Origin of the sequence: Bradyrhizobium sp., from assembly GCF_050014615.1 — a bacterium.
Classification (GTDB): Bacteria; Pseudomonadota; Alphaproteobacteria; order Rhizobiales; family Xanthobacteraceae; genus Bradyrhizobium.
Genome location: NZ_JBEKCZ010000074.1, coordinates 1 through 22,207 on the forward strand (window position 1 = coordinate 1; position 22,207 = coordinate 22,207).

At 63.8% G+C, this 22,207-nt stretch carries 22 protein-coding genes and 1 pseudogene; 14 read left to right on the plus strand and 9 right to left on the minus strand.

The window, feature by feature from the left end; translation table 11 throughout:
• A pseudogene (locus ABR948_RS13880) lies at positions 1 to 467 on the minus strand (DNA alkylation response protein); the annotation flags it as partial.
• A gap of 67 nt (positions 468 to 534) precedes the next feature.
• Positions 535 to 1,296, minus strand: a complete 762-nt coding sequence (locus ABR948_RS13885; protein ID WP_428118608.1) for a M15 family metallopeptidase — start codon at positions 1,294 to 1,296, stop codon at positions 535 to 537.
• Between the two features lie 139 nt (positions 1,297 to 1,435).
• On the opposite strand from ABR948_RS13885, the gene ABR948_RS13890 reads away from it, so the two are divergent.
• Genes ABR948_RS13890 through plsY form a run of 3 tightly spaced genes read left to right on the plus strand, consistent with a single transcriptional unit; the run spans position 1,436 to position 4,338 of the window.
• Entirely contained in the window at positions 1,436 to 2,389 is a 954-nt protein-coding gene (locus ABR948_RS13890) for an aspartate carbamoyltransferase catalytic subunit (RefSeq protein WP_214493129.1), read from the plus strand.
• On the plus strand, positions 2,389 to 3,690 hold the full coding sequence (locus ABR948_RS13895) for a dihydroorotase (RefSeq protein WP_428118612.1): 1,302 nt from the start codon (positions 2,389 to 2,391) through the stop codon (positions 3,688 to 3,690). The genes ABR948_RS13890 and ABR948_RS13895 overlap by 1 nt, the downstream gene beginning before the upstream one ends.
• A 54-nt stretch (positions 3,691 to 3,744) precedes the next feature.
• On the plus strand, positions 3,745 to 4,338 hold the full coding sequence (plsY, locus tag ABR948_RS13900) for a glycerol-3-phosphate 1-O-acyltransferase PlsY (protein WP_428118615.1): 594 nt from the start codon (positions 3,745 to 3,747) through the stop codon (positions 4,336 to 4,338).
• A gap of 123 nt (positions 4,339 to 4,461) precedes the next feature.
• Here plsY and ABR948_RS13905 read toward each other — a convergent pair whose 3' ends face one another.
• The gene (locus tag ABR948_RS13905; RefSeq protein ID WP_428118618.1) at positions 4,462 to 5,706 is read right to left on the minus strand and encodes an amidase; all 1,245 of its coding nucleotides are present in this window, start codon (positions 5,704 to 5,706) and stop codon (positions 4,462 to 4,464) included.
• Between the two features lie 107 nt (positions 5,707 to 5,813).
• On the opposite strand from ABR948_RS13905, the gene dprA reads away from it, so the two are divergent.
• On the plus strand, positions 5,814 to 6,932 hold the full coding sequence (gene dprA / locus ABR948_RS13910; RefSeq protein WP_428118621.1) for a DNA-processing protein DprA: 1,119 nt from the start codon (positions 5,814 to 5,816) through the stop codon (positions 6,930 to 6,932).
• Between the two features lie 4 nt (positions 6,933 to 6,936).
• Here the strand turns inward: dprA and ABR948_RS13915 are convergent, their stop codons facing one another.
• Positions 6,937 to 7,377 (minus strand): winged helix-turn-helix transcriptional regulator, encoded by a 441-nt coding sequence (locus ABR948_RS13915; protein ID WP_428118624.1) that lies wholly within the window; start codon positions 7,375 to 7,377, stop codon positions 6,937 to 6,939.
• Between the two features lie 38 nt (positions 7,378 to 7,415).
• Between ABR948_RS13915 and ABR948_RS13920 the strand changes: the two genes are divergently transcribed.
• Positions 7,416 to 8,024 (plus strand): FMN-dependent NADH-azoreductase, encoded by a 609-nt coding sequence (locus ABR948_RS13920; RefSeq protein WP_428118627.1) that lies wholly within the window; start codon positions 7,416 to 7,418, stop codon positions 8,022 to 8,024.
• Between the two features lie 65 nt (positions 8,025 to 8,089).
• Here ABR948_RS13920 and ABR948_RS13925 read toward each other — a convergent pair whose 3' ends face one another.
• Positions 8,090 to 8,863 (minus strand): SDR family oxidoreductase, encoded by a 774-nt coding sequence (locus tag ABR948_RS13925; protein ID WP_428118630.1) that lies wholly within the window; start codon positions 8,861 to 8,863, stop codon positions 8,090 to 8,092.
• A gap of 134 nt (positions 8,864 to 8,997) precedes the next feature.
• Between ABR948_RS13925 and ABR948_RS13930 the strand changes: the two genes are divergently transcribed.
• A complete protein-coding gene (locus tag ABR948_RS13930; RefSeq protein WP_428118633.1) occupies positions 8,998 to 9,474 on the plus strand; it encodes a winged helix-turn-helix transcriptional regulator in 477 nt (158 codons plus the stop codon).
• A gap of 47 nt (positions 9,475 to 9,521) precedes the next feature.
• Here ABR948_RS13930 and ABR948_RS13935 read toward each other — a convergent pair whose 3' ends face one another.
• Positions 9,522 to 9,662 (minus strand): hypothetical protein, encoded by a 141-nt coding sequence (locus tag ABR948_RS13935; RefSeq protein WP_428118636.1) that lies wholly within the window; start codon positions 9,660 to 9,662, stop codon positions 9,522 to 9,524.
• Between the two features lie 324 nt (positions 9,663 to 9,986).
• On the opposite strand from ABR948_RS13935, the gene topA reads away from it, so the two are divergent.
• The 6 genes from topA to rpmG all read left to right on the plus strand — a co-directional run bounded on the left by topA (position 9,987) and on the right by rpmG (position 18,194).
• Positions 9,987 to 12,731, plus strand: a complete 2,745-nt coding sequence (gene topA, locus ABR948_RS13940; protein ID WP_428118639.1) for a type I DNA topoisomerase — start codon at positions 9,987 to 9,989, stop codon at positions 12,729 to 12,731.
• A gap of 1 nt (position 12,732) precedes the next feature.
• Positions 12,733 to 15,063 carry a ribonuclease R gene (rnr, locus tag ABR948_RS13945; RefSeq protein ID WP_428118642.1) on the plus strand — a complete coding sequence of 777 codons (2,331 nt, stop codon included), beginning with the start codon at positions 12,733 to 12,735 and terminating at the stop codon, positions 15,061 to 15,063.
• Positions 15,051 to 15,479 carry a DUF983 domain-containing protein gene (locus ABR948_RS13950; protein WP_428118645.1) on the plus strand — a complete coding sequence of 143 codons (429 nt, stop codon included), beginning with the start codon at positions 15,051 to 15,053 and terminating at the stop codon, positions 15,477 to 15,479. Before rnr ends, ABR948_RS13950 begins: the two co-directional genes overlap by 13 nt.
• A 51-nt stretch (positions 15,480 to 15,530) precedes the next feature.
• Positions 15,531 to 16,262 carry an NUDIX hydrolase gene (locus tag ABR948_RS13955; RefSeq protein WP_428118648.1) on the plus strand — a complete coding sequence of 244 codons (732 nt, stop codon included), beginning with the start codon at positions 15,531 to 15,533 and terminating at the stop codon, positions 16,260 to 16,262.
• 237 nt (positions 16,263 to 16,499) lie between these two features.
• A complete protein-coding gene (locus tag ABR948_RS13960) occupies positions 16,500 to 17,825 on the plus strand; it encodes an LLM class flavin-dependent oxidoreductase (protein WP_428118650.1) in 1,326 nt (441 codons plus the stop codon).
• A gap of 201 nt (positions 17,826 to 18,026) precedes the next feature.
• Positions 18,027 to 18,194: a 50S ribosomal protein L33 gene (gene rpmG / locus ABR948_RS13965; protein ID WP_159011529.1), complete on the plus strand. Its 168-nt coding sequence runs from the start codon at positions 18,027 to 18,029 to the stop codon at positions 18,192 to 18,194.
• A gap of 70 nt (positions 18,195 to 18,264) precedes the next feature.
• On the opposite strand, the gene ABR948_RS13970 is transcribed toward rpmG, so the two are convergent.
• Both ABR948_RS13970 and ABR948_RS13975 read right to left on the minus strand, forming a co-directional pair.
• Positions 18,265 to 19,638 carry a PleD family two-component system response regulator gene (locus tag ABR948_RS13970; RefSeq protein ID WP_428118654.1) on the minus strand — a complete coding sequence of 458 codons (1,374 nt, stop codon included), beginning with the start codon at positions 19,636 to 19,638 and terminating at the stop codon, positions 18,265 to 18,267.
• Between the two features lie 8 nt (positions 19,639 to 19,646).
• The gene (locus tag ABR948_RS13975; protein WP_215606327.1) at positions 19,647 to 20,012 is read right to left on the minus strand and encodes a response regulator; all 366 of its coding nucleotides are present in this window, start codon (positions 20,010 to 20,012) and stop codon (positions 19,647 to 19,649) included.
• 228 nt (positions 20,013 to 20,240) lie between these two features.
• Here ABR948_RS13975 and ABR948_RS13980 point away from each other — a divergent pair, with 228 nt between their 5' ends.
• Positions 20,241 to 20,540, plus strand: a complete 300-nt coding sequence (locus ABR948_RS13980) for a DUF3572 domain-containing protein (protein ID WP_428118657.1) — start codon at positions 20,241 to 20,243, stop codon at positions 20,538 to 20,540.
• Positions 20,537 to 21,829, plus strand: coding sequence for a DNA polymerase IV (locus ABR948_RS13985; protein WP_428118660.1), 1,293 nt, complete (start codon positions 20,537 to 20,539; stop codon positions 21,827 to 21,829). The genes ABR948_RS13980 and ABR948_RS13985 overlap by 4 nt, the downstream gene beginning before the upstream one ends.
• Positions 21,830 to 21,841: 12 nt before the next feature.
• Here the strand turns inward: ABR948_RS13985 and ABR948_RS13990 are convergent.
• Positions 21,842 to 22,207, minus strand: a 366-nt coding sequence (locus ABR948_RS13990) for an EipB family protein (protein WP_428118662.1), incomplete at its 5' end; no start/stop codon positions are given.

Consider the following 22,207-nt stretch of genomic DNA (forward strand, 5'->3'; position numbering starts at 1 on the left):
TCCGGCTGCGCCGCCAGCGCCGCGACCGACGCGCGGGTCATGGTGATCGGGCACAAATGTCCGGTCTCGACCTGGGCCGCCATATAGAATTTCGCGGCACGCACCACTTCGGCCGCGCCGCCGGCCGGTTTGCCTGCGGCGGTCCAGGTCGAGTTGTGCACGCCGGCATGGGCGCTGTGCGCCATCAATTCGTGATAGGCCGGATGAAACTCGACTTCGTCGCGGCGATTGCCTTTGGAATCAAAGGTCCGCAGCTTTGGCGTGTTCTCATTGGCGAGCCGGCCCCGCTCCGCCATCGCGGCCGACCCCCAGTGCCGCCCGAACTCCGACAACTCCTTTTGTGCGGCCGCACCGCCATTGGCCGCGACCGCATCCGCCAGCGGCCTGTCAACCGCGAACAGATCGACATCCCAAAACGGCGGCGACTGGTTCAGCACCTCAGGGGTAGCGAACGAAACCTGCGTCATGACGTTTCCCTTAGATATCCGCGAATCAGTTTACGCCGGAACGGGTTCGATTTCACGCGGGCAGGTTCTAGCCGCGGCGCGGGGGTATCGGAAAATCATAGGCGGGCCCACCCGTACCCGGCAGCGAAAAGTGCCACCACTCCTTGGCGTAGTTTACAAAACCTTGCCTGGCCATCGCGGCCACCAGCAGGTTTCGCCATCGCCGCTGCGCCGGCGTGATCGCGTTGGCGGCGGTGTGCGCCTTTGGGTCGGAACAGTCGTAGCCGGTGCCCATGTCGACGCTGCCTTCGGGTGCGCGGACGGCTTCCGGCGCCGTACAATCGGCATAGGCCCTGCCGGGTTCGAAGGCCGGGAAAGGGCCGGACGTCAGATCAACCAGGGTCAGATCGACCGCCGCGCCGGTGGAATGGCCCGAATGCTCAGCGATATAGCCGAGCCGGAACAAATCCTGCTTGCTGAACGCCGGATTATACCGGCGTTCGGCCGGCGTCATCAGGCCGTTCTGCGCCCACAGCACCATCTCGTGCACCGCGCGCGCCGGACGGTAGCAATCCAGCATCTTCAGCGACAATTTTCGCGGCGCAAGTTCCGCCTGCACGCGCTTCAACGCCAGTCCGACGTCACGTTTCACCACACACTCTGCCGCGCCATAGCCGGCAAGCGGCCGGCCCACGAAATTATTCGGCCCGGCGTAGCGGATGTCCTCAAGGATGGTCGGATCGATGTCGCGCAGGAAGACAAAGCTATCAGGCAAGGTCTGCGCCCCAACAGGACCCGCAAGCCCGATTGCTGTTAACAGGATCAGAGCAAACCATTTCAAAGTGCGCATGTCCGGATGGTTGGCGATCCAATCGCGGCGACTTTGCGGCGCCCTTGTTTACCGTGGTTGCGACATCTCAGGGGATAACTCGCAAGCGCCCTATTCGCGCTTGCCCCCCGTTGCATCTCTGCCTATAGCTCTCGTTTTAATGACCCCTGCATCGAAATCGACCTTCGTCCTCGGTCACCGGCATCTGCTGGGAATCGAGGGCCTTTCCGCTGCCGATATTACCGGCCTGCTCGACCTTTCCGAGGAATATGTCGAACTCAACCGCCAGGTCGACAAGAAGCGCACCTCGCTGCGCGGCCGCACCCAGGTCAATCTGTTCTTCGAGGCCTCGACCCGCACCCAGTCCTCGTTCGAACTGGCCGGCAAGCGGCTCGGCGCCGACGTCATGAACATGTCGGTGTCCTCGTCCTCGATCCGCAAGGGCGAGACACTGATGGACACCGCAGTGACGCTGAACGCCATGCACCCGGACATTCTGGTGGTCCGGCACCACGCGTCGGGGGCGGTGGAACTCCTGGCGCGCAAGGTCGACGGTTCCGTCATCAATGCCGGCGACGGCGCCCACGAACATCCGACCCAGGCGCTGCTCGATGCGCTCACGATCCGCCGCAATAAAGGCCGGCTCGAAGGGCTGGTGATCGCGATCTGCGGCGATGTCATGCATTCGCGGGTGGCGCGCTCCAATATCCTGCTGCTCAACACCATGGGCGCGCGCGTGCGCGTCGTCGCCCCCTCCACGCTGTTGCCGCGCGGCATCGAGCGGATGGGCGTCGAGGTAGCCCGCGACATGCGCGAGGGGCTCAATGGCGCTGACATCGTGATGATGCTGCGGCTGCAGCGCGAGCGCATGAACGGCTCGTTCGTGCCCTCCAGCCAGGAATATTTTCATTATTTCGGCCTCGATCAGAAGAAGCTCGCTTATGCCAAGCCCGACGCGCTGGTGATGCATCCGGGGCCGATGAATCGCGGCGTGGAAATCGATTCCATCGTGGCCGACGGCGCCCAGTCGCTGATCCGCGAGCAGGTGGAAATGGGAGTGGCGGTGCGGATGGCGGTGCTCGAAGCACTCGCCCGCAACCTGCCGAACGCCTGATGCTGACCGACCGCCGCCCGATCCTGCTCGCCAACGCCCGCGTGGTCGATCCGTCGCGCGATTTCGACGGGCCCGGCGATGTCCTGATCGCCGACGGGGTGATCCGCGACAGCAAGCGCGGCATCGGCGCGGCCGGCGTACCCGAAGGCACCGACATCATCAATTGCGCCGGCAAGATCGTCGCCCCCGGGCTGGTCGACATGCGCGCCTTTGTCGGCGAGCCCGGCGCCAGCCACCGCGAGACCTTTGCTTCCGCCAGCCAGGCGGCGGCGACCGGCGGCATCACCACCATCATCTGCCAGCCGGATACCTCGCCGGTGATCGACAATTCCGCGACGGTGGATTTTGTGCTGCGCCGCGCCCGCGACACCGCGATCGTCAACATCCACCCGATGGCCGCCTTGACCAAGGGTATGCGTGGCGAGGAGATGACCGAGATCGGCCTGTTGAAGGCCGCCGGCGCCGTGGCGTTCACCGATGGCGACCGCAGCGTGACCAATGCGCAGGTGATGCGCCGGACCCTCACTTACGCGCGGGATTTCGACGCGCTGATCGTGCACCACACCGAAGACCCCGATCTGGTCGGCGAAGGCGTCATGAACGAGGGCGAGTTCGCCGCACGCCTTGGACTGGTTGGCATCCCCAATGCCGCCGAGGCCGTGATGCTGGAGCGCGACATGCGCCTGGTCGCGCTGACCGGCGGGCGTTATCACGCGGCGTCGCTAAGCTGCATCGAATCGCTGGAGATCCTCAAACGCGCCCGCGAGGCTGGTCTGGCGGTCTCCGCCTCGGTCTCGATCAATCATGTGACGCTGAACGAAAACGACATCGGCCCGTACCGGACCTTCCTGAAACTATCGCCGCCGCTGCGCAGCGAGGACGACCGCCTGGCGCTGGTCGCGGCCGTCGCGTCCGGCCTGATCGACGTCATCATGTCCGATCACAATCCGCAGGACGTCGAGGTCAAGCGGTTGCCGTTCGCGGAAGCGGCCTCGGGCGCGATCGGGCTTGAGACCATGCTGTCGGCGGCGCTGCGGCTGGTCCATAATGGCGAGACCGATTTCAAGACCCTGATCCGCGCGATGTCGACGCGCCCCGCCGAGATCCTGGGCCTGCCGGGCGGATCGCTGCGCGCGGGCTCGCCGGCTGACGTGATCGTGATCGATGCCGACACGCCCTGGGTGCTTGACCCCGCCGATCTCAAATCGCAATGCAAGAACACGCCGTTCGACGAATCCCGGTTCTCGGGCCGCGTCGTGCGCACCATCGTCGGCGGTAGAACCGTCTTTGAGCATGTCTAACGCGCTCGCACGCGATGCGCGCGAGCGAGATTTGCCGCCCGGGGAGTAGCAGAAATGTCGCTTAATGCGTTGCTGCCGGTGGCGTTCATCCTCGGCTATCTCCTGGGCTCGATCCCGTTCGGGCTGATCCTGACCCGGCTCGCGGGAACGCAGGACATCCGCACCATCGGCTCCGGCAATATCGGCGCCACCAATGTGCTGCGCACCGGCCGCAGGGGCCTCGCCGCCGCTACCCTGATCTGCGACATGCTCAAGGGCACCGTCGCGGTGATTATCGCGGGCTATTATGGCGGCCCCGACGCCGCGATGCTGGCCGCGCTCGGCGCCTTTCTCGGCCACCTGTTTCCGGTATGGCTGAAGTTCAAAGGCGGTAAAGGCGTCGCGGTTTATATCGGCGTATTGATCGGCCTGTTCTGGCCGGCCGCGGTGGTGTTCTGCGTGCTGTGGATCGCGACCGCCGTGACCTCGCGCTATTCATCGCTCTCGGCGCTGGTCGCGAGTTTTGTCACACCGATTTTCCTGTGGTGGTTCGGCCATCCCGCGCTGGCGTCGCTGTTCGTGGTGCTGACGCTGTTGCTGTTCTACATGCACCGCGAAAACATCAGGCGGTTGCAGGCAGGGACCGAGGGACGGATCGGGGAGAAATAGAACGTCATTCCGGGGCGCGCCAAGCGCGAACCTCAGATGTGCCATGCACATCGGGGAATCTCGCGAGACAAACGTCTAGATTCCGGGTCCACACGAAGACGCGTGTTCCGGAATGACCGCATGCTATCCCCGCGCCAGCGCGTCTTCGACGAAGCGCGCGGCCTTAAGCGCGCCGGCGTCGTTGCCAAATCGGGCGATCACCTGCACGCCGACAGGCAATCCACCGTCGGCTACATAAGCCGGGACGTTGACGCAGGGAACGCCCATCAGGGTCCAGAGCCGGTTGAACCGCGTATCGCCGGTTGAAGCCAGTCCCCTGGGCGCGGCGCCCGGCGCCGAGAACGTCAGCAACACATCAACCTCTTTAAATAATTCGTCCACTGCGCCACGGGCCCGGTGCGCGATAGAGCGCGCGTCGTCATAGGCCGCAGGGGTTATGCCGAGGGTTTCGTCCAATCTTGCGCGCAACAGCGGCGGCACCGCGTCATAATTGGCGCGATATTCCCATGCCATCGCCTGATGAGCTTCGAAAAACTGCACGACGGAATGAATCCGCCACGCCTGCGCAATGATCTGCGGCAATGGCAGCGTCCGAACCGAAGCACCGGCCCGCTCGGCCGCCATAGCCGCGATCCGCAGCGCCTCTCCGCTCGCCGTTTCCGGCGCGCCGGCAAAATCCTGCGTCACAACGCCGATCCGCGGCGTCTGCATCGCCGCGCCCGGCAACAGTTCGGGCCGGCTGGTGATGGCCGAAAGCCCCTGGGCCAGATCCCGGACGCCGGCCGCGAACAGCCCGACGGTGTCGAGCGTCCATGAAAAGCATTTCACGCCGATCGTCGGCAACATCCGGAACGACGGTTTGATCGCGGCGACGCCGCAGAACGACGCCGGCCGGATCACCGAACCGCCGGTCTGCGTTCCCAGCGCCAGCGGAATCATGCCGGCGCCCACCGCTGCCGCCGAGCCCGATGACGATCCGCCCGGCGTGTGATCCCGGTTGTGTGGATTGACCGTCGCTGGCGGATCATTGGCCGCGAACGCCGTGGTCGTGGTCTTGCCGATGATGGTCGCGCCCGCCTGCTTCAGCATCATCACCACAGGCGCATCCGCGCGCGGCTGCCAACCGCCGTAAATCGCCGGACAGCCCATCTCGGTCGGGAAATCCGAGGTATCGATGATGTCCTTGATCCCAACGGCGATGCCGCGCAACGGGCCGTCACTTGCGGCGCGGACGGTCTCGCTATGACAGACGAAAGCGCCGATGGACTTTTCGTGCGCGCCGATCGCCTCCAGCGATTGGGCGATGGCCGCATCGGCCGAAAGCGCGCCGGACGAGATACGGCGCTGGAGATCGGCGAGCGAGATCATCGGCATGTTTTCCTGACGGAGACCGCAGCGCTTTTACGAACCGGATCACGATCGGGCAAGCGCCAAACCCCCTTCCCCACTCGCTCGGGTTGATCCATGTTGTTGCCGTGGACAGCAGCAGCATCACCGGGAATGTGCACCTCACCGACGCCCAGCGCATCGACTGGCTGCGGCTGATCCGTTCCGATCGCGTCGGGCCGCACACGTTCCGCTCCCTGATCAATCATTTCGGCAGCGCGCGTTCCGCGCTGGAGCGCCTGCCCGATCTGGCGCGGCGCGGCGGCGCCGATCGTCCGGGACGAATCTACAGCGAGGAAGATGCCCGTGCCGAGCTTGCGGCCAGCCGGCAGATCGGCGTCAGCCTGCTGGCACCGGGCGAAGCCGGCTATCCGCCGCGGCTGGCGACGCTCGACGATGCACCACCCTTGCTCGGCGTGCGCGGCGCGAAGGATGTGCTGATGCGGCCGATGATCGCCGTCGTCGGCTCGCGCAACGCCTCCGGCGCCGGGCTTAAATTCGCAGGCACCCTGGCGCGCGATCTCAGCGACGCCGGATTTGTGATCGCCTCGGGACTGGCGCGCGGCATCGATCAGGCCGCACATCGCGCCAGTGTGGCGGGCGGCACGCTGGCGGTGCTGGCCGGCGGTCACGACAAGATCTATCCGCCCGAACACGAGGATCTCTTGATGGCGATCATCGCGTCGGGCGGGGCAATTTCCGAAATGCCGCTCGGGCATGTGCCGCGCGCCCGCGATTTTCCGAGGCGCAACCGGCTGATCTCGGGTGCATCTCTGGGCGTGGTCGTGGTGGAAGCCGCGCATCGCTCGGGATCGCTTATTACAGCCCGCATCGCCGCCGAACAGGGCCGCGAAGTATTCGCGGTGCCGGGCTCGCCACTCGATCCGCGCGCCGCCGGCACCAATGATCTGATCAAGCAGGGCGCGACGCTGATCACGGAAGCCGCCGACGTGATCCAGGCGGTCGAGCCGATCATGGGCCGGCCGATCGAACTGCGCGAGCCCGACGACGAAGCGCCGCCGGATTTCGAGCCCAATGCAAGCGATCGCGCCCGCATCACAGACTTGCTCGGACCCACTCCGCTTCTGCTCGACGATCTGATCCGAATGGCCGGCACCTCGCCGGCGATCGTGCGCACCGTGTTGCTCGAGCTTGAACTGGCCGGACGGCTCGAGCGCCACGGCGGCGGACTGGTGTCGCTGATCTAACCCATCAACCCACTTCGTTGCGCCGGTCGAACCGCGCCCGCGCGTCCTCTATCTCTGTTTGATGCTCACCGGCCCATTTGCCGAGCGCTTCCACCGGCTGCCACAGCCCGCGTCCGAGATCGGTCAGTTCGTAATCGACCCGCGGCGGAATGGTGGGAAATACCGTGCGCGTGACCAGGCCATCGCGCTCCAGTCCGCGCAGCGTCAGGGTCAGCATCCGCTGCGAAATCCCGCCGACCATGCGCTTGATCTCGTTGAAGCGCCGCGGGCCGTTACCGAGCAGCATGATGATGAACACGCTCCATTTGTCGCCGACCCGCGCCAGCACCGAGGCCACGCCGCGGCAGTCGCTGTCGAGATGCGCGTTGGGCGGCAGGACAGGCACATTGATGTGCTCGGGTTTCAAAAATGTGCCTTCTTGCGGGGTTTGCGGACAGTCACTCATATAGCCTCAGTTACAAACATATACCAAGGGTGACCAACATGAAACTCCTGCATATCGATTCCAGCGTGCTTGGACCGCACTCCGTCAGCCGCCAGGTTTCCGCCGCGATTGTCGAACGTCTCCGTCAGGAAACGCCTGACCTCGACATCACCTACCGCGACCTCACCTCGACGCCGCTGGCGCATCTGTCCGGCTCGCATCTGGCGGCCGCGCAAGGGGCGCCGCCCGAAGCCGCGCTGCAGCCGGATCTCGCCGCCGGTCAGGCCGTACTGGATGAATTCCTCACCGCCGACATCGTGGTGCTCGGCGCGCCCATGTATAATTTCACCCTTCCAAGCCAGCTCAAGGCCTGGATCGACCGTATTGTGGTGGCGGGCAAGACCTTCAAATACGGCGCCCAGGGCCCGGAAGGACTGGCCGGCAACAAGCGAGTCATCATTGCGATCTCGCGCGGCGGTTTCTACGGCGCCGGAACACCGATGGCCGTCGGCGAACATCTCGAGACCTATTTGCGCTGGGTGTTCGGCTTCATCGGCGTCACCAACCCCGAATTCATTTCGGCTGATGGAATCCAGATGGGACCGGAATACCGCGAAAAGGCGCTGGCGAGCGCCCTGCAGGCCGCGACCAGTCTTCACGCCGCCTGAGCATGAGACGAGACGCCGCCCGCCGTCGCCGAACCACGGCGGCGGGCCGGTGTCGTTACCTCAGTCTATCCGCGAAAAGCCGGCGCGCCGGCCGGTGACGCGGTCGCGCCGCCGTCGACAAAGATTTCCGCGCCCTGGATGTTGGAGGCATCGTCGGAAGCCAGGAACAGCACCGTCTTAGCGACCTCCTCGGCCTTGCCGAAGCGTCCGAGCGGAATGGTTTGCGAGATGCGCTTTTCCAAAGCCACCACCGCATCCGGGGTCGGTGCCGTGCGATTCCAGATCGGCGTCGAGGTTCCTCCCGGCGACACCACATTGACCCGGATGCCGCGCGGCGACAGTTCCGACGCCATCACCCGCGCCATCGCCCGCACCCCGGCCTTGCTCGCCGCATAAGCGGCATAACCGGGATTGCCGAGCACGGAGATCACCGAGCCGTTCAATATGATCGAGGCGCCATCCCTGAGATGCGGCACCGCGGCCTGCACGGTGAAGAACACCGCGGTGAGGTTGGTTCGGATCACGGATTCAAATGCCGCCAGCTTGGTTGAACCGATCGGCGTATTGCCGGCAATGCCAGCATTGGCGAACACGATGTCGAGCTTGCCGAATTTCTCGGCCGCCTGGGCTACGGCTTGCTCGGTTGCCTCGACATCGGTCGCGTCGGCCACGATCGCCAGCACGTTCGGTCCCAATGCTTTGGCGGCCGCCTCCAGCGTCGCCTGATTTCGGCCGGTGATCGCCACCCGGGCGCCCTCCGCCACGAACAGCCGCGCGGTTGCCAGCCCGATGCCGCTATTGCCCCCCGTAATCAATGCCGTCTTGCCCGCGAGCCGCATCGTCAACTCCTGTTTATCTGGTTGAAGCATTATCTGGTTGCATTATTAAACTAAGTTGCCATCTAGGGCATCTGGTTTCATAATGCAACCACACAACGCCGTGATCGGAGATCCGGCGTTCCGGGAGGATAGCCATGGTGAAGCGGACAAGTTTTGAGAATGCCGACTGCCCGGTCGCACGGTCGCTCGACGCGCTCGGCGACTGGTGGTCGCTGCTGATCATCCGCGACGCATTTTTGGGGCTGCGCCGCTTCAGCGAATTCCAAAAGAACCTGGGACTGGCGAAGAATATCCTCACCGTGCGGCTGCGCGCGCTGGTGGACCACGGCATCCTGACTACGGCGCCGGCCTCCGACGGCAGCGCCTATCAGGAATATCTGCTGACCCCGAAGGGACGCGGCATTTTCCCGGTGCTGGTCGCGCTGCGGCAGTGGAGCGAGGAATTTTCCGGCGAGCCTGGTGGGTTCGCTACCCTCTTGGTCGATCGCGGCAAGGGCCGGCCGGTGCGAAAGCTCGAACTGCGCGCCCATGACGGCCGGCTATTACACATTGGGGACACGACGTTGAAGCCCAATCCGAAATTGAAACGCCGCCAGCGCGTTTCAGCCTGACCGACGTGCGCCGCGCGTTACGACAGCGCGCGTTACGACAGATTGCGTTACGACAGATTGCGTTTGCCGCGAAGCCGGACGCGCTCCTCCGCTTCCATTTGCGCCATCTCAAGCAGACGCACCAGCATGCCAAGCTTGTGCCGCCGCGCCAGCCGGGCCAGCGCGGCAGCGGTTTCCGCAATGAACACCGCGGCCTCGTCTGGCCCGCCGTCTCCCGGCGGTTCGTCGGTTTGCGATCCCCCGCCCCCGCCCGAGGATCCGCGCGTCCTCCGGCCCCCTGTCTTGGTCAAAAAAACATCCAATGCCGTGTATTGTTGGAAGATACTCCTTCCGAGAGCGCAACTCTAGGACGTATTTCACAACTTTTTAGACGGTAGCACGCTGCCGCCGGGCGTGCTTTCAACATCTGGCGATTTGACAGAGGCCTCCACTGCACCCATGTTCGCTTCGAAACGGCCGACGCGAGTCTCGCGGAACCGGCCTTTATTTTTCCCGTAAGCCATTGGAATGACATGAATATCGTCATTGTCGAGTCGCCGGCGAAAGCCAAGACGATCAACAAATATCTAGGCGCCTCCTACGAGGTTCTGGCCTCTTTCGGCCATGTCCGCGACCTCCCGGCCAAGAACGGATCGGTCGATCCGGAGGCCAATTTCCAGATGATCTGGGAGGTCGACCCCAAAGCAGCCGGCCGGCTCAACGACATCGCCAAGGCGCTCAAGGGTGCCGACAAGCTGATCCTCGCAACCGACCCCGATCGCGAGGGCGAAGCGATCTCCTGGCATGTGCTGGAAGTGTTGAAAGAGAAGCGCGCGATCAAGGATCATAAGATCGAACGCGTGGTGTTCAATGCCATCACCAAGCAGGCGGTGACGGACGCGATGAAGAATCCGCGCCAGATCGATGGCGCGCTGGTCGATGCCTATATGGCGCGGCGCGCGCTGGATTATCTGGTCGGCTTCACGCTTTCGCCGGTGCTGTGGCGCAAATTGCCGGGCGCGCGCTCCGCAGGCAGAGTGCAGTCGGTGGCGCTGCGGCTGGTCTGCGATCGCGAACTCGAAATCGAGAAATTCGTGCCGCGCGAATACTGGTCGCTGGTTGCGACATTGACGACGCCGCGCGGCGACGCCTTCGAGGCCCGCCTGGTGGGCGCCGACGGCAAGAAGATCCAGCGGCTTGATATCGGCACCGGCGCCGAGGCCGAAGATTTCAAGAAAGCGATCGAGGCCGCCAACTTCTCGGTTTCCACGGTCGAAGCAAAACCGGCGCGCCGCAATCCGCAGGCCCCCTTCACCACCTCGACCCTGCAGCAGGAAGCCAGCCGCAAGATGGGCTTTGCGCCCGCCCATACCATGCGGATCGCGCAGCGGCTCTATGAGGGCATCGACATCGGCGGCGAGACCACCGGTCTCATTACCTATATGCGGACCGACGGCGTGCAGATCGACGGTTCAGCGATCACGCAGGCGCGCAAGGTGATCGGCGAGGATTACGGCAACGCCTATGTGCCGGATGCGCCGCGCCAGTACCAGACCAAGGCCAAGAACGCGCAGGAAGCGCACGAAGCCATCCGGCCGACCGACCTGTCGCGCCGTCCGGCCGATATGCGCCACCGCCTCGATACCGATCAGGCCCGGCTTTATGAACTGATCTGGATCCGCACCATCGCGAGCCAGATGGAATCGGCCGAGCTGGAACGCACCACCGTCGATATCGCGGCCAAGGCGGGCTCCCGCGTGCTGGAACTGCGCGCCACCGGCCAGGTGATCAAATTCGACGGCTTCCTCGCGCTCTACCAGGAAGGCCGCGACGATGACGGTGACGACGAGGACTCCCGCCGCCTCCCCGCTATGAGCGAGGGCGAAGCGCTCAAGCGCAAGGAGCTCGCCGTCACCCAGCACTTCACCGAACCGCCGCCGCGATTTTCCGAAGCGTCGCTGGTCAAGCGCATGGAAGAACTCGGCATCGGCCGTCCCTCGACCTATGCCTCGATCCTGCAGGTGCTGAAAGACCGCGGCTACGTCAAGCTCGAAAAGAAGCGCCTGCACGGCGAGGACAAGGGCCGCGTCGTGGTCGCGTTCCTGGAAAACTTCTTCGCCCGCTACGTCGAATATGATTTCACCGCGGCACTGGAAGAACAGCTCGACCGCATCTCCAACAACGAGATTTCCTGGCAGCAGGTATTGAAGGATTTCTGGGGCGATTTCATCGGCGCGGTCAACGAGATCAAGGATCTGCGCGTCACCCAGGTGCTGGATGCGCTCGACGACATGCTGGGGCCGCACATCTATGCGCCGCGCGCGGACGGCGGCGATCCCCGGCAGTGTCCGACCTGCGGCACCGGCAAGCTCAACCTCAAGGCCGGAAAGTTCGGTGCCTTTGTCGGCTGCACCAATTATCCGGAGTGCCGCTACACCCGTCCGCTCGCCGCCGACAGCGAAGCCAGCGCCGACCGTATTCTCGGCAAGGATCCGGTGTCCGGTCTCGACGTCGTGGTGAAGGCCGGACGGTTCGGTCCCTACATCCAGCTCGGCGAGCAGAAGGATTATGCCGAAGGCGAAAAGCCCAAGCGCGCCGGTATCCCGAAGAACATTTCGCCCAGCGATATCGAATTTGAGCTGGCATTAAAACTGTTGTCGCTGCCGCGTGAGATCGGCAAGCATCCGGAAACCGGCGAACCGATCACCGCGGGCCTCGGCCGTTTCGGTCCGTTCGTTCGTCATGAGAAGACCTATGCCAGCCTCGAGGCCGGCGACGAGGTGTTCGACATCGGCCTCAACCGGGCCGTGACGCTGATTGCCGAAAAAATCGCCAAAGGTCCTAGCGGCCGCCGTTTCGGCGCCGATCCCGGCAAGCCGCTGGGCGACCACCCGACCCTTGGCGGGGTCGCCGTCAAGAGCGGACGCTATGGCGCCTATGTCACGGCCGGCGGCGTCAACGCCACCATTCCCAGCGACAAGACGCAGGACACCATCACGCTCGCCGAGGCGATCGCGCTGATCGACGAACGCGTGGCAAAGGGCGGCGGCAAGCCCAAGCGCGGCGCCAAAAAAGCCAAACCATCGGCCAAGCCAGCCAAGGTCGCGGTGGAAGCGAAGGCGGCAAAGCCCGCCAAGAAGCCAGCTGCGAAGAAGTCCGTGGCGAAACCGAAAGCGGAAGCCGCCAGCAAGGCGCGCGCGCCGGTGACGGCCAAAACATCGCCTTCAAAGGCCGCCAAGCCCCTCGCCAAGAAGAGCGCCGGCAAGGCAAGCGGATAGCGTGGCACAGCAACGCGACAGCGGTTTTCCGGGCCGGGATGCCATCGTCGCCTTCATCCGCGCGCAATCCGCTGACGTCGGAACCCGCGAGATTGCGCGGGAATTCGGCCTCAAAAACGCCGACCGCGTCGAGCTGAAGCGAATCCTGCGCGAGCTCGCCGCCGACGGCACGATCGCCAAACGCGGCAAGAAGATACACCAGCCGGCCGCACTGCCGCCGACCGTGATGGCCGATATCACCGGACGCGACAGCGATGGCGAACTGATCGCCACGCCCACCGAGTGGGATGAAGAGGAAAGCGGCGCGGCACCGAAAATCCGGATTCATGTTCCAAGACGACCCCAGCCGGGCACGGCGGCTGGTGTCGGCGACCGCGCGCTGCTGCGTGTCGAGAAGCCGGACGACAGCGAAGGCGCCGCCTATCGCGGGCGGGTCATCAAGGTCATCGATCACGCCAGGACCCGCGTGCTCGGAATCTTCCGCGCCCTGCCTACCGGCGGCGGCCGTCTCATTCCGGTCGACAAGAAGCAGGCCGGCCGCGAATTGAACATCGCCAACGCCGATACCGGCGGCGCGCAGGATGGCGACCTCGTCAGCGTCGATCTGGTGCGCTCGCGCGGCTTCGGGCTGGCCTCCGGCAAGGTGAAGGAGCGGCTGGGTTCACTGGCGTCGGAGAAAGCGGTCAGCCTGATCGCGATCCATGCCCATGAAATTCCGCAGGCTTTCTCCCCCGCCGCATTGCGCGAAGCCGAGGCGGCGAAACCGGCAACGCTGGCGGGGCGCGAGGATTGGCGCGACCTGCCGCTGGTCACCATCGATCCGCCGGATGCCAAGGATCACGACGACGCGGTTCATGCCGAACTGGATTCCGATCCGAATAACAAAGGCGGCTACATCGTCCATGTCGCGATCGCGGACGTCGCATTTTACGTGCGGCCGGGATCGGCGCTGGACCGTGACGCGCTGACCCGCGGCAATTCAGTGTATTTTCCGGACCGCGTGGTGCCGATGCTGCCGGAGCGCATCTCCAACGATCTGTGCTCGCTGGTGCCGGGCGAGCCGCGCGGCGCGCTGGCGGTGCGGATGGTGATCGGCAATGATGGCCGCAAGCGCTCGCACAGCTTTCATCGCATCCTGATGCGCTCCGCCGCCAAGCTCAATTACGCGCAGGCGCAGGCCGCGATCGATGGACGGCCCGACGACACCACCGGCCCCCTGCTCGATCCGATCCTCAAACCGCTCTATGATGCCTACGCGGTTGTGAAGCGCGCCCGTGACGAGCGCGACCCGCTCGATCTCGACATTCCCGAGCGCAAGATCCTCTTGAAACCGGATGGCACGGTGGATCGCGTGATCGTGCCGGAGCGCCTCGACGCCCACAAACTGATCGAAGAATTCATGATTTTGGCCAACGTCGCCGCGGCCGAAATGCTTGAAAAGAAGACGCTGCCGCTTATCTACCGGGTGCATGATGAACCGACACTTGAGAAGGTTCATAACCTGCAGGAATTCCTCAAGACCCTCGATCTGCCGTTTGCCAAAAGCGGCGCGTTGCGCCCCTCGCTCTTCAATCGCGTGCTGGCGCAGGTCAAGGGACATGATTCCGAACCGCTGGTGAATGAAGTGGTGTTGCGCTCGCAAGCCCAGGCCGAATATTCAGCCGAGAATTACGGTCATTTCGGCCTGAACCTGCGTCGTTATGCTCATTTCACTTCGCCTATCAGGCGATACGCGGATCTGATCGTGCATCGCGCATTGATCCGCGCGCTGGGCCTGGGCGAAGGCGCGTTGCCGGAGACCGAAACGGTGGAGACCTTGAGCGAGGTCGCCGCGCAGATTTCCGTCACTGAGCGGCGCGCCATGAAGGCCGAGCGCGAAACCGCCGATCGCCTGATCGCACATTTTCTGGCCGACCGCATCGGGGCGACTTTTCAGGGCCGCATTTCCGGCGTGACCCGCGCCGGATTGTTCGTCAAGCTCAGCGATACCGGCGCCGACGGCCTGATCCCGATCCGCACGCTCGGAACCGAATATTTCAACTATGACGAGACCCGCCATGCGCTGGTCGGCACACGCAGCGGTGCCATGCACCGGCTGGGTGACGTTGTCGACGTTCGTCTGGTAGAAGCAGCCCCTGTGGCCGGCGCGTTACGGTTCGAATTGCTGTCGGAAGGCCAGGTTGCCCCGCGCGGACGCAAACGCGAACCCGGGCGGGACACTTCCAAAACCAAGGCCAAAGCGCATCCAGGTCGCACGCCCCGCAAGAAGATTCGCAAGCCCGGCAAGAGCAACTCAGGCAAATCCAGGAAGGGTCAATCATGGAAAGCTTAAGCGCAGCACCCAAAATCTGGACCAGCGATTCCGTGTCCGCCGAGAAGCGCGACGTGTGGACCGCGATGAAACGTGGCTTTCGCGGCCGCTGTCCCCGCTGCGGCGAAGGCAAGCTGTTTCGCGCCTTCCTCAAAGTCGACAATCATTGTTCGGCCTGCGGCCTCGATTTCACGCCGCACCGTGCCGACGACCTGCCCGCCTATCTCGTGATTGTCATCGTCGGCCATCTCCTGGTGCCGGTGATCCTTTGGATCGAAACCGATTACTCGCCGCCGGTGTGGCTGCAGCTCTCGATCTATCTGCCATTCACGGTCGTTGCGTCCTTGCTGCTGCTGCAGCCGGTCAAGGGCGTGGTGGTCGGGATGCAATGGGCGCTGCGGATGCACGGATTTGACGAGCAGAACCCGGAGCCATAGACCACCGGGCAACCTTCCAAACAAGAAACTAAAACGGGCGGCGGACGTGCGATGAGTGAAATTGCGACGACGGCGAAAGAAGCCGATCATCACCCCTATCGCCGCCCGGTCGACGCCGCCACGCTGATCCTGATCGATCGTACCGCCACCACCCCGAAAGTTCTGGTCGGCAAGCGCCACGACAAGGTGGTGTTCATGCCCGGAAAATTCGTCTTTCCCGGCGGTCGCGTCGACAAATCCGACAACCGCGTCCCCGTGGCCGCGCCGATCCCCGCTGCGCTCGAAACCAACCTGCTGAAGGGCCGTCCCAAGATCACGCCATCGCGCGCACGCGCGCTGGCGGTGGCCGCGATCCGCGAGGCCTGCGAGGAAACCGGCCTCTGTCTTGGACGCAAAAGCAATGGCGCAGCGCCGGCGCTGGATGGCGCGTGGAAGCCCTTCGCCGAGGCCGGTCTCCTACCTGACCCGTCCGGGCTGTTTTTGATTGCGCGCGCGATTACGCCGCCAGGCCGGGTGCGGCGCTTCGATACAAGATTCTTCACCGCGGACGCCTCAACGATCGCGCATCGCGTCGAGGGCGTGATCCACGCCGATGCCGAACTGGTGGAGCTGGTCTGGGTCGAGATCGGCTCGAAACCGCTGGCCGACCTGCATCCCATGACCAGGAATGTCCTGAACGAACTCGAAAAGCGCCTCGCCACCGGCCCGCTGAACCACGACGCAACGGTGCCGTTTTTCCATTTCTATGGCGGCAAGATGCACAAGGATGTGTTGGGCGCGTAGCGCATCCGACGCATCTCCTCCGTCATTCCGGGGCGCGCGCTGGCGCGAACCCGGAATCTCGAGATTATCCGATGTGCAATTGCACATCGTAGTTCGATGCTGCGCATCGCCCCGGAATGACGGATGTGTCGGGGACCCGCACAAAAACAAAATAATCTTCTGCACTTCGTGTGATGGCGCATGGCCGCTTCATCCCTATCTCCTACCGAACGACAAAACCAACACGGGAATGGGGCCATGGCACAACGTCAACTCAAGCTCGGCGCGTTCATGCGCCCGGTCAGCATCCACACCGGCGCGTGGCGCTATCCCGGCGCCTGGCCGGATGCCAATTTCAATTTCGCCCATATCAGGCAGCTGATCCAGAAACTCGAAGCCGGAAAATTCGACGCCTTCTTCATGGCCGATCATCTGGCCGTGCTCAACATGCCGATCTCCGCGTTGAAGCGCAGCCACACCGTCACCTCGTTCGAGCCGTTCACATTATTGTCAGCGCTGGCCGGCGCCACCGAACGGATCGGACTGATCGCCACCGGCTCGACCACCTTCGACGAGCCCTATCACGTCGCCCGCCGCTTCGCCTCACTCGATCACATCAGTGGCGGCCGCGCCGGATGGAACATCGTCACCACGTCGAATCCGGACGCCGCGCTGAATTTCGGCCTCGAAGACCACATGGAGCACGCCGAGCGCTACAAGCGGGCGCGCGAATTCTACGATGTGGTGACGGGCCTGTGGGATTCCTTCGCCGACGACGCCTTTGTCAGGGATGTCGAGGCCGGCCTCTATTTCGACCCCGAAAAGATGCATGTGCTCAATCACAAGGGAAAATATCTGTCGGTGCGCGGCCCGCTCAACATCGCCCGCCCGGTCCAGGGCTGGCCTGTGATCGTCCAGGCCGGCGCATCCGATGACGGCCGCCAGCTCGCCGCGGAAACCGCCGAGGCGGTGTTCACCGGCGGCGGCAGCCTCGCTGACGGGCAAAAGCTCTATGCCGACATCAAGGGCCGCATGGACAGGCTAGGCCGCGACCGCGACAGCCTGAAGATCCTGCCTGGCGCCTTTGTCGTGGTCGGCGACAGTGTCGAAGCGGCAAAGGAGAAACGCGCTTTGCTCGACAGCATGGTGCATTACGACAGCGCGATTTCGTCGCTCTCGGTGATGCTGGGAACCGATGCCTCCGGCTTCGATCCCGACGGCCAGCTGCCGCCGATCCCCGAAACCAACGCCAGCAAGAGCGGCCGTCAGCGCATCGTCGACGTCGCCGCGCGCGACAGGCTGACGGTGCGCCAGCTCGCGCAGCGCGTCGGCGGCTATGGCGGGCTCTCCTTCGTGGGCACGCCGCAGGTGATCGCCGACCAGATGGAAGAGTGGCTGACCAGCTTCGGCTGCGATGGCTTCAACATCATGTTCCCGTTCCTGCCCGCCGGGCTCGACGATTTCGTCGACAAAGTGGTGCCGGAACTGCAGAAACGCGGGATTTTCCGCACCGAATATGAAGGCAGGACGTTGCGGGAGAATCTGGGCCTGCCGCGGCCGAAAAATCGCTTCTTTGAGGGTTAATCTAGCGCGTATTCCACAAAACTGGGCACCGGTTTTGTGATCAGAATACGCGCAAAAGATTGATTCTACCTGGAATCGGGCGGTTATTGCCCCGCAAAACCTTGACTTTGGGCGATCAGAAGCTAGGTTGCGCGGCAAATGCGGGCCTGATGGGCCGGCACCCGATTCCAGACATTTTCCAGACATCCAGAGGTTCTGAACATGGCCAAAGCGGTCACCATCAAGGTCAAGCTCGTTTCCTCGGCGGACACCGGCTTCTATTACGTCGCCAAGAAGAATTCGCGCACCATGACCGACAAGCTGGTCAAGAAGAAGTACGACCCGGTCGCGCGCAAGCACGTCGAGTTCAAGGAATCCAAGATCAAGTAAGCTTCCGGCCCATTGCTGGCGGATTCGAACGGGGCCTCGGGCCCCGTTTTTGTTTTGCGCTCCGGCCGCTCTACGCCGCGGCCGCGACCACGCGGTTGCGGCCGTCATGCTTGGCGCGGTAGAGCGCGGTGTCGGCGCGCTTGAGCACGTCGGCGATCGCCTCGCCCTTGCGCTCCAGCGTCGACAGCCCGATCGAAATCGTGACCTCGATGCGCTTGGTGCCCTTGTGGACCGCGAAGGTCTCGCCGGCGATCGAACGCCGCAGCCGTTCGGCCACCATGCCCGCGACGTGCAAATCGGTCTCCGGCATCACGATGACGAATTCCTCGCCGCCATAGCGGCAGGCGAGATCGATACCGCGGATCGACTTGCGGATCCGGACCGCGAATTCACGCAACACGTCGTCGCCGGCGTCGTGGCCGTAATTGTCGTTGATCGACTTGAAGAAATCGATGTCGAGCATCATCAGCGCCAGCGGCTTGCCGCGGCTCGAGGCCTGCTCGGCCAGCGTTCCCAGATGGCTCTCCATGTAGCGGCGATTGTGCAGGCCGGTCAGCGCATCGGTGATCGCCATTTCGATCGAGTTCTGCACGTTGTCGCGCAGATGGTCGGTATAGCGCCGCTTGCGAATCTGGGTGCGCGCGCGCGCCAGCAATTCGTTCTTGTCGACCGGGCGCAGCAGGTAATCGTTGACGCCGATCTCGAGGCCACGAAGCAGCCGCGCATTGTTGTCGGCGTCCGCGATGGCCAATATCGGCACCTGCCGGGTCCGCTCCAGCGACCGCGCCTGGCTACACAGCCGCAAGCCGTCGAAATTATCGAGGCCGAGCGAGACGATCAGAAGATCGTAATTGCCGTCGGCGGCGTGAAACAGCGCTTCGGCCGGATTGGCTTCGACATCGACGGTGTGCTCGGAGCTGAGCACCGGCGCCAGCCGCTCATAGGATGAGGGCCGGTCGTCGACCAAGAGAATGCGCCCGCCCTTGCCGGTGTCGGCCACGGCACTTCGCTCCGGCGCCTGCACGCCGATCTCGAGCGAGGTGATGGCGCGCATGCGCAGCTCATCGGTCATCATCTTCAATCGGGTCAGCGAGCGCACCCGCGCGATCAGCACGACGTCCGACACCGGTTTGGTCAGGAAATCGTCGGCGCCGGCCTCCAGGCCGCGCACGCGATCGGCCGGGCTATCCAGCGCCGTCACCATGACCACCGGAATGAAATGCGTCGCCGGACTGGACTTCAGCCGGCGGCAAACCTCAAAACCGTCCATGTCCGGCATCATGACGTCGAGCAGAATGATATCGCATTCGGCGCGCGCGCAGATCGCCAGCGCCTCGGTGCCGTTGGACGCGGTCATGACGTCGAAATACTCGGCCGACAGCCGCGCCTCCAGGAGCTTGACGTTGGCCGGGACGTCATCGACGACCAGAATACGCGCGGACATAAACTCTCCTACCCGATGAACCGTCGGACGGTTTCAATAAATTTGCCGACCGAGATCGGCTTGGACAAATAAGCCTCGCAGCCGCCCTCGCGGATGCGCTCCTCGTCACCCTTCATCGCAAAGGCGGTGACCGCGACCACCGGTATCGAACGCAATTCCGGATCATCCTTGATCCAGCGCGTCACTTCGAGACCCGAAACCTGGGGAAGCTGGATATCCATCAAAATGAGATCGGGGCGCAGCTTACGCACGAGATCGAGCGCCTCGAAACCGTTGCTGGTACCGGATGTCTGATAGCCATGCGCCTCCAGCAGATCGCGAAAGAGCTTCATGTTGAGCTCGTTGTCCTCCACGATCAGGACGGTTTTTGCCATCCCGCCCTCCAATCCCGTGAAAACCGTCCAGGCATGCGGGGCATCAGGCGCCGCTACCGGACGTGTCAAAAAGTGAATTCAAACTAGCGCCAGATTCGCTCTAACCCGTTAAGCCCGACTGCCATCTTTGCGTGAAGTGGTTTCCACTTGCTTGAACAGGCTACGCAGACTCGGGCATGATGGCTTTAAAAATAGAGACCATAAGTTACGGAAAGGCAAATAATTCCGTTGAGGAAACCCATTCACAAACCGAAAGAAGTGGCTGAAATCGTTGCGATTCAGGCGCTTTCCTTCGTTGCCGGCGACCCCGAGCGTCTGGGCTTGTTCCTGGCCGAAAGCGGGATTGGTCCGGAAACGCTGCGCACCGCCGCGGCCGATCCGCATTTCCTCGCCCATGTGCTCGATTTCGTGTTGCGCGATGACGCAACCGTGAAGGCGTTCGCAACCGCTTCACAACTGCATCCCACCAACATCGCCGCCGCCCGGCAGGCGCTGCGCGATCCGGATGAGGAGCGCGACGTGCCGTGAGCGCCACCGCGCCTGAGTTCGCCGGGCCAACCTGCTTTTGCCGGGATTGCCTGTGTGATCTCGACATCGCGGCGAAGCGATGCGGCGAATGCGGTTCACCTCGCCTGGTTCGTCACCCTGCGCTGGCGTCGCTCACCCTCGCCCACATCGATTGCGACGCGTTCTACGCGACGGTGGAGAAACGCGACAACCCTGAACTCGCCGACAAGCCCGTCATCATCGGCGGCGGCAAGCGCGGCGTGGTATCGGCGGCGTGCTACATCTCCCGCACCTTCGGGGTGCGCTCGGCGATGCCGATGTTCAAGGCGCTGGCGCTGTGCCCACACGCCGCCGTGATCCGGCCCGACATGGCCAAATATGTCCGGGTTGGCCGCGACGTGCGCCGCGCCATGCAGGCGCTGACACCGCTGGTCGAGCCGCTGTCGATCGACGAAGCGTTTCTGGATCTCGGCGGGACCCAGCGCGTGCACGGCATGATCCCGGCGAAGGTGCTGGCGCGTTTCGCCCGCGAAGTCGAGCGCGACATCGGCATCACGGTGTCGGTCGGACTGTCCTGCAACAAATTCCTGGCCAAGATCGCATCCGACATGGACAAGCCACGCGGCTTTGCCGCGCTCGATCAAACCGAGGCCCGCGCGATGCTGGCGGACAAGCCGGTCGGGTTCATTTTCGGCGTCGGGCCGGCGACCCAGGAACGGCTGTCGCAGCGTGGCTTTCGCATCATCGCCGACCTGCAGCGCGCCGACGAAACCGAGCTGATGAAGCAGTTCTCGACCGAGGGCCGGCGGTTGTGGCGGCTGGCGCGCGGCATCGACGATCGCCGCGTGGTGCCGGACCGGGGCGCCAAAACCATTTCCAGCGAAACCACGTTCGAGACCGACATTCGCGATTTCGCAAGCCTCGAAAGGACGCTGTGGCGGCTGTCGGAGAAGGTGTCGTCGCGGCTCAAAAGCAGCGAATTGGCGGGATCGACCATCACGCTGAAACTCAAGACCGCCGATTTCAGGCAACGCACCCGCTCGCAATCGATCCACGCCCCGACACAGCTGGCGGCCAAGATTTTCGCGGTGTCCCGGGAAATGCTGGCGAAGGAAATCGACGGCACGGCCTTTCGGCTGATGGGCGCCGGCGTCAGCGCGCTGCGCCCGGGATCACAGGCCGACGACACCGACATGCTGGACCGCCGCTCCGCCCATGCCGAACGCGCCATCGACGATCTGCGCAAGAAGTTCGGCAACGCCGCCGTGATCCGGGGCATCGCCTATGACGGGCCGGAAAAGGCGGAGTAAGTTCGGTGACGGCTACTTCGGCGCTTCCGCCGTCTTGCACGGCTTGGAATCCTTGACGTCGAACTTTCCGAGCGCGCCGGAGATGACAAAGTCGTTGTAATCGAGCACCAGCGCCCGCGAAACGCCATTCTCGTACAGCTCGAACGACATCGCATAGACCGGGCTCTGCTCGCCCTCATTGGCCTTGGTATCGCGGTCATAATAGCTCACCGTCACCGGCCAGCGCGTCATGGTTTTCATGACGTCATTTTGCGTCGATGGATCGGGTGAATCGATGGTGCGGTCGCCGGGGATCGGCTGCCCGATCACGGACAGGGTATTGTAGACCTTCTCGCCATTGTCCGATCCGTCATAGACGGTCAATTCAAGCACCGATTT

Coding starts and splice junctions, on each gene's coding strand:
- ABR948_RS13915 (WP_428118624.1), bottom strand. CDS start 7,377: ATGAGTGACTGTCCGCAAACCCCGCAAGAAGGCACATTTTTGAAACCC.
- ABR948_RS13920 (WP_428118627.1), top strand. CDS start 7,416: ATGAAACTCCTGCATATCGATTCCAGCGTGCTTGGACCGCACTCCGTC.
- topA (WP_428118639.1), top strand. CDS start 9,987: ATGAATATCGTCATTGTCGAGTCGCCGGCGAAAGCCAAGACGATCAAC.
- ABR948_RS13975 (WP_215606327.1), bottom strand. CDS start 20,012: ATGGCAAAAACCGTCCTGATCGTGGAGGACAACGAGCTCAACATGAAG.
- ABR948_RS13955 (WP_428118648.1), top strand. CDS start 15,531: ATGAGTGAAATTGCGACGACGGCGAAAGAAGCCGATCATCACCCCTAT.
- ABR948_RS13925 (WP_428118630.1), bottom strand. CDS start 8,863: ATGCGGCTCGCGGGCAAGACGGCATTGATTACGGGGGGCAATAGCGGC.
- rpmG (WP_159011529.1), top strand. CDS start 18,027: ATGGCCAAAGCGGTCACCATCAAGGTCAAGCTCGTTTCCTCGGCGGAC.
- ABR948_RS13960 (WP_428118650.1), top strand. CDS start 16,500: ATGGCACAACGTCAACTCAAGCTCGGCGCGTTCATGCGCCCGGTCAGC.
- ABR948_RS13905 (WP_428118618.1), bottom strand. CDS start 5,706: ATGATCTCGCTCGCCGATCTCCAGCGCCGTATCTCGTCCGGCGCGCTT.
- ABR948_RS13895 (WP_428118612.1), top strand. CDS start 2,389: ATGCTGACCGACCGCCGCCCGATCCTGCTCGCCAACGCCCGCGTGGTC.
- ABR948_RS13970 (WP_428118654.1), bottom strand. CDS start 19,638: ATGTCCGCGCGTATTCTGGTCGTCGATGACGTCCCGGCCAACGTCAAG.
- plsY (WP_428118615.1), top strand. CDS start 3,745: ATGTCGCTTAATGCGTTGCTGCCGGTGGCGTTCATCCTCGGCTATCTC.
- ABR948_RS13930 (WP_428118633.1), top strand. CDS start 8,998: ATGGTGAAGCGGACAAGTTTTGAGAATGCCGACTGCCCGGTCGCACGG.
- ABR948_RS13890 (WP_214493129.1), top strand. CDS start 1,436: ATGACCCCTGCATCGAAATCGACCTTCGTCCTCGGTCACCGGCATCTG.
- ABR948_RS13950 (WP_428118645.1), top strand. CDS start 15,051: ATGGAAAGCTTAAGCGCAGCACCCAAAATCTGGACCAGCGATTCCGTG.
- ABR948_RS13885 (WP_428118608.1), bottom strand. CDS start 1,296: ATGCGCACTTTGAAATGGTTTGCTCTGATCCTGTTAACAGCAATCGGG.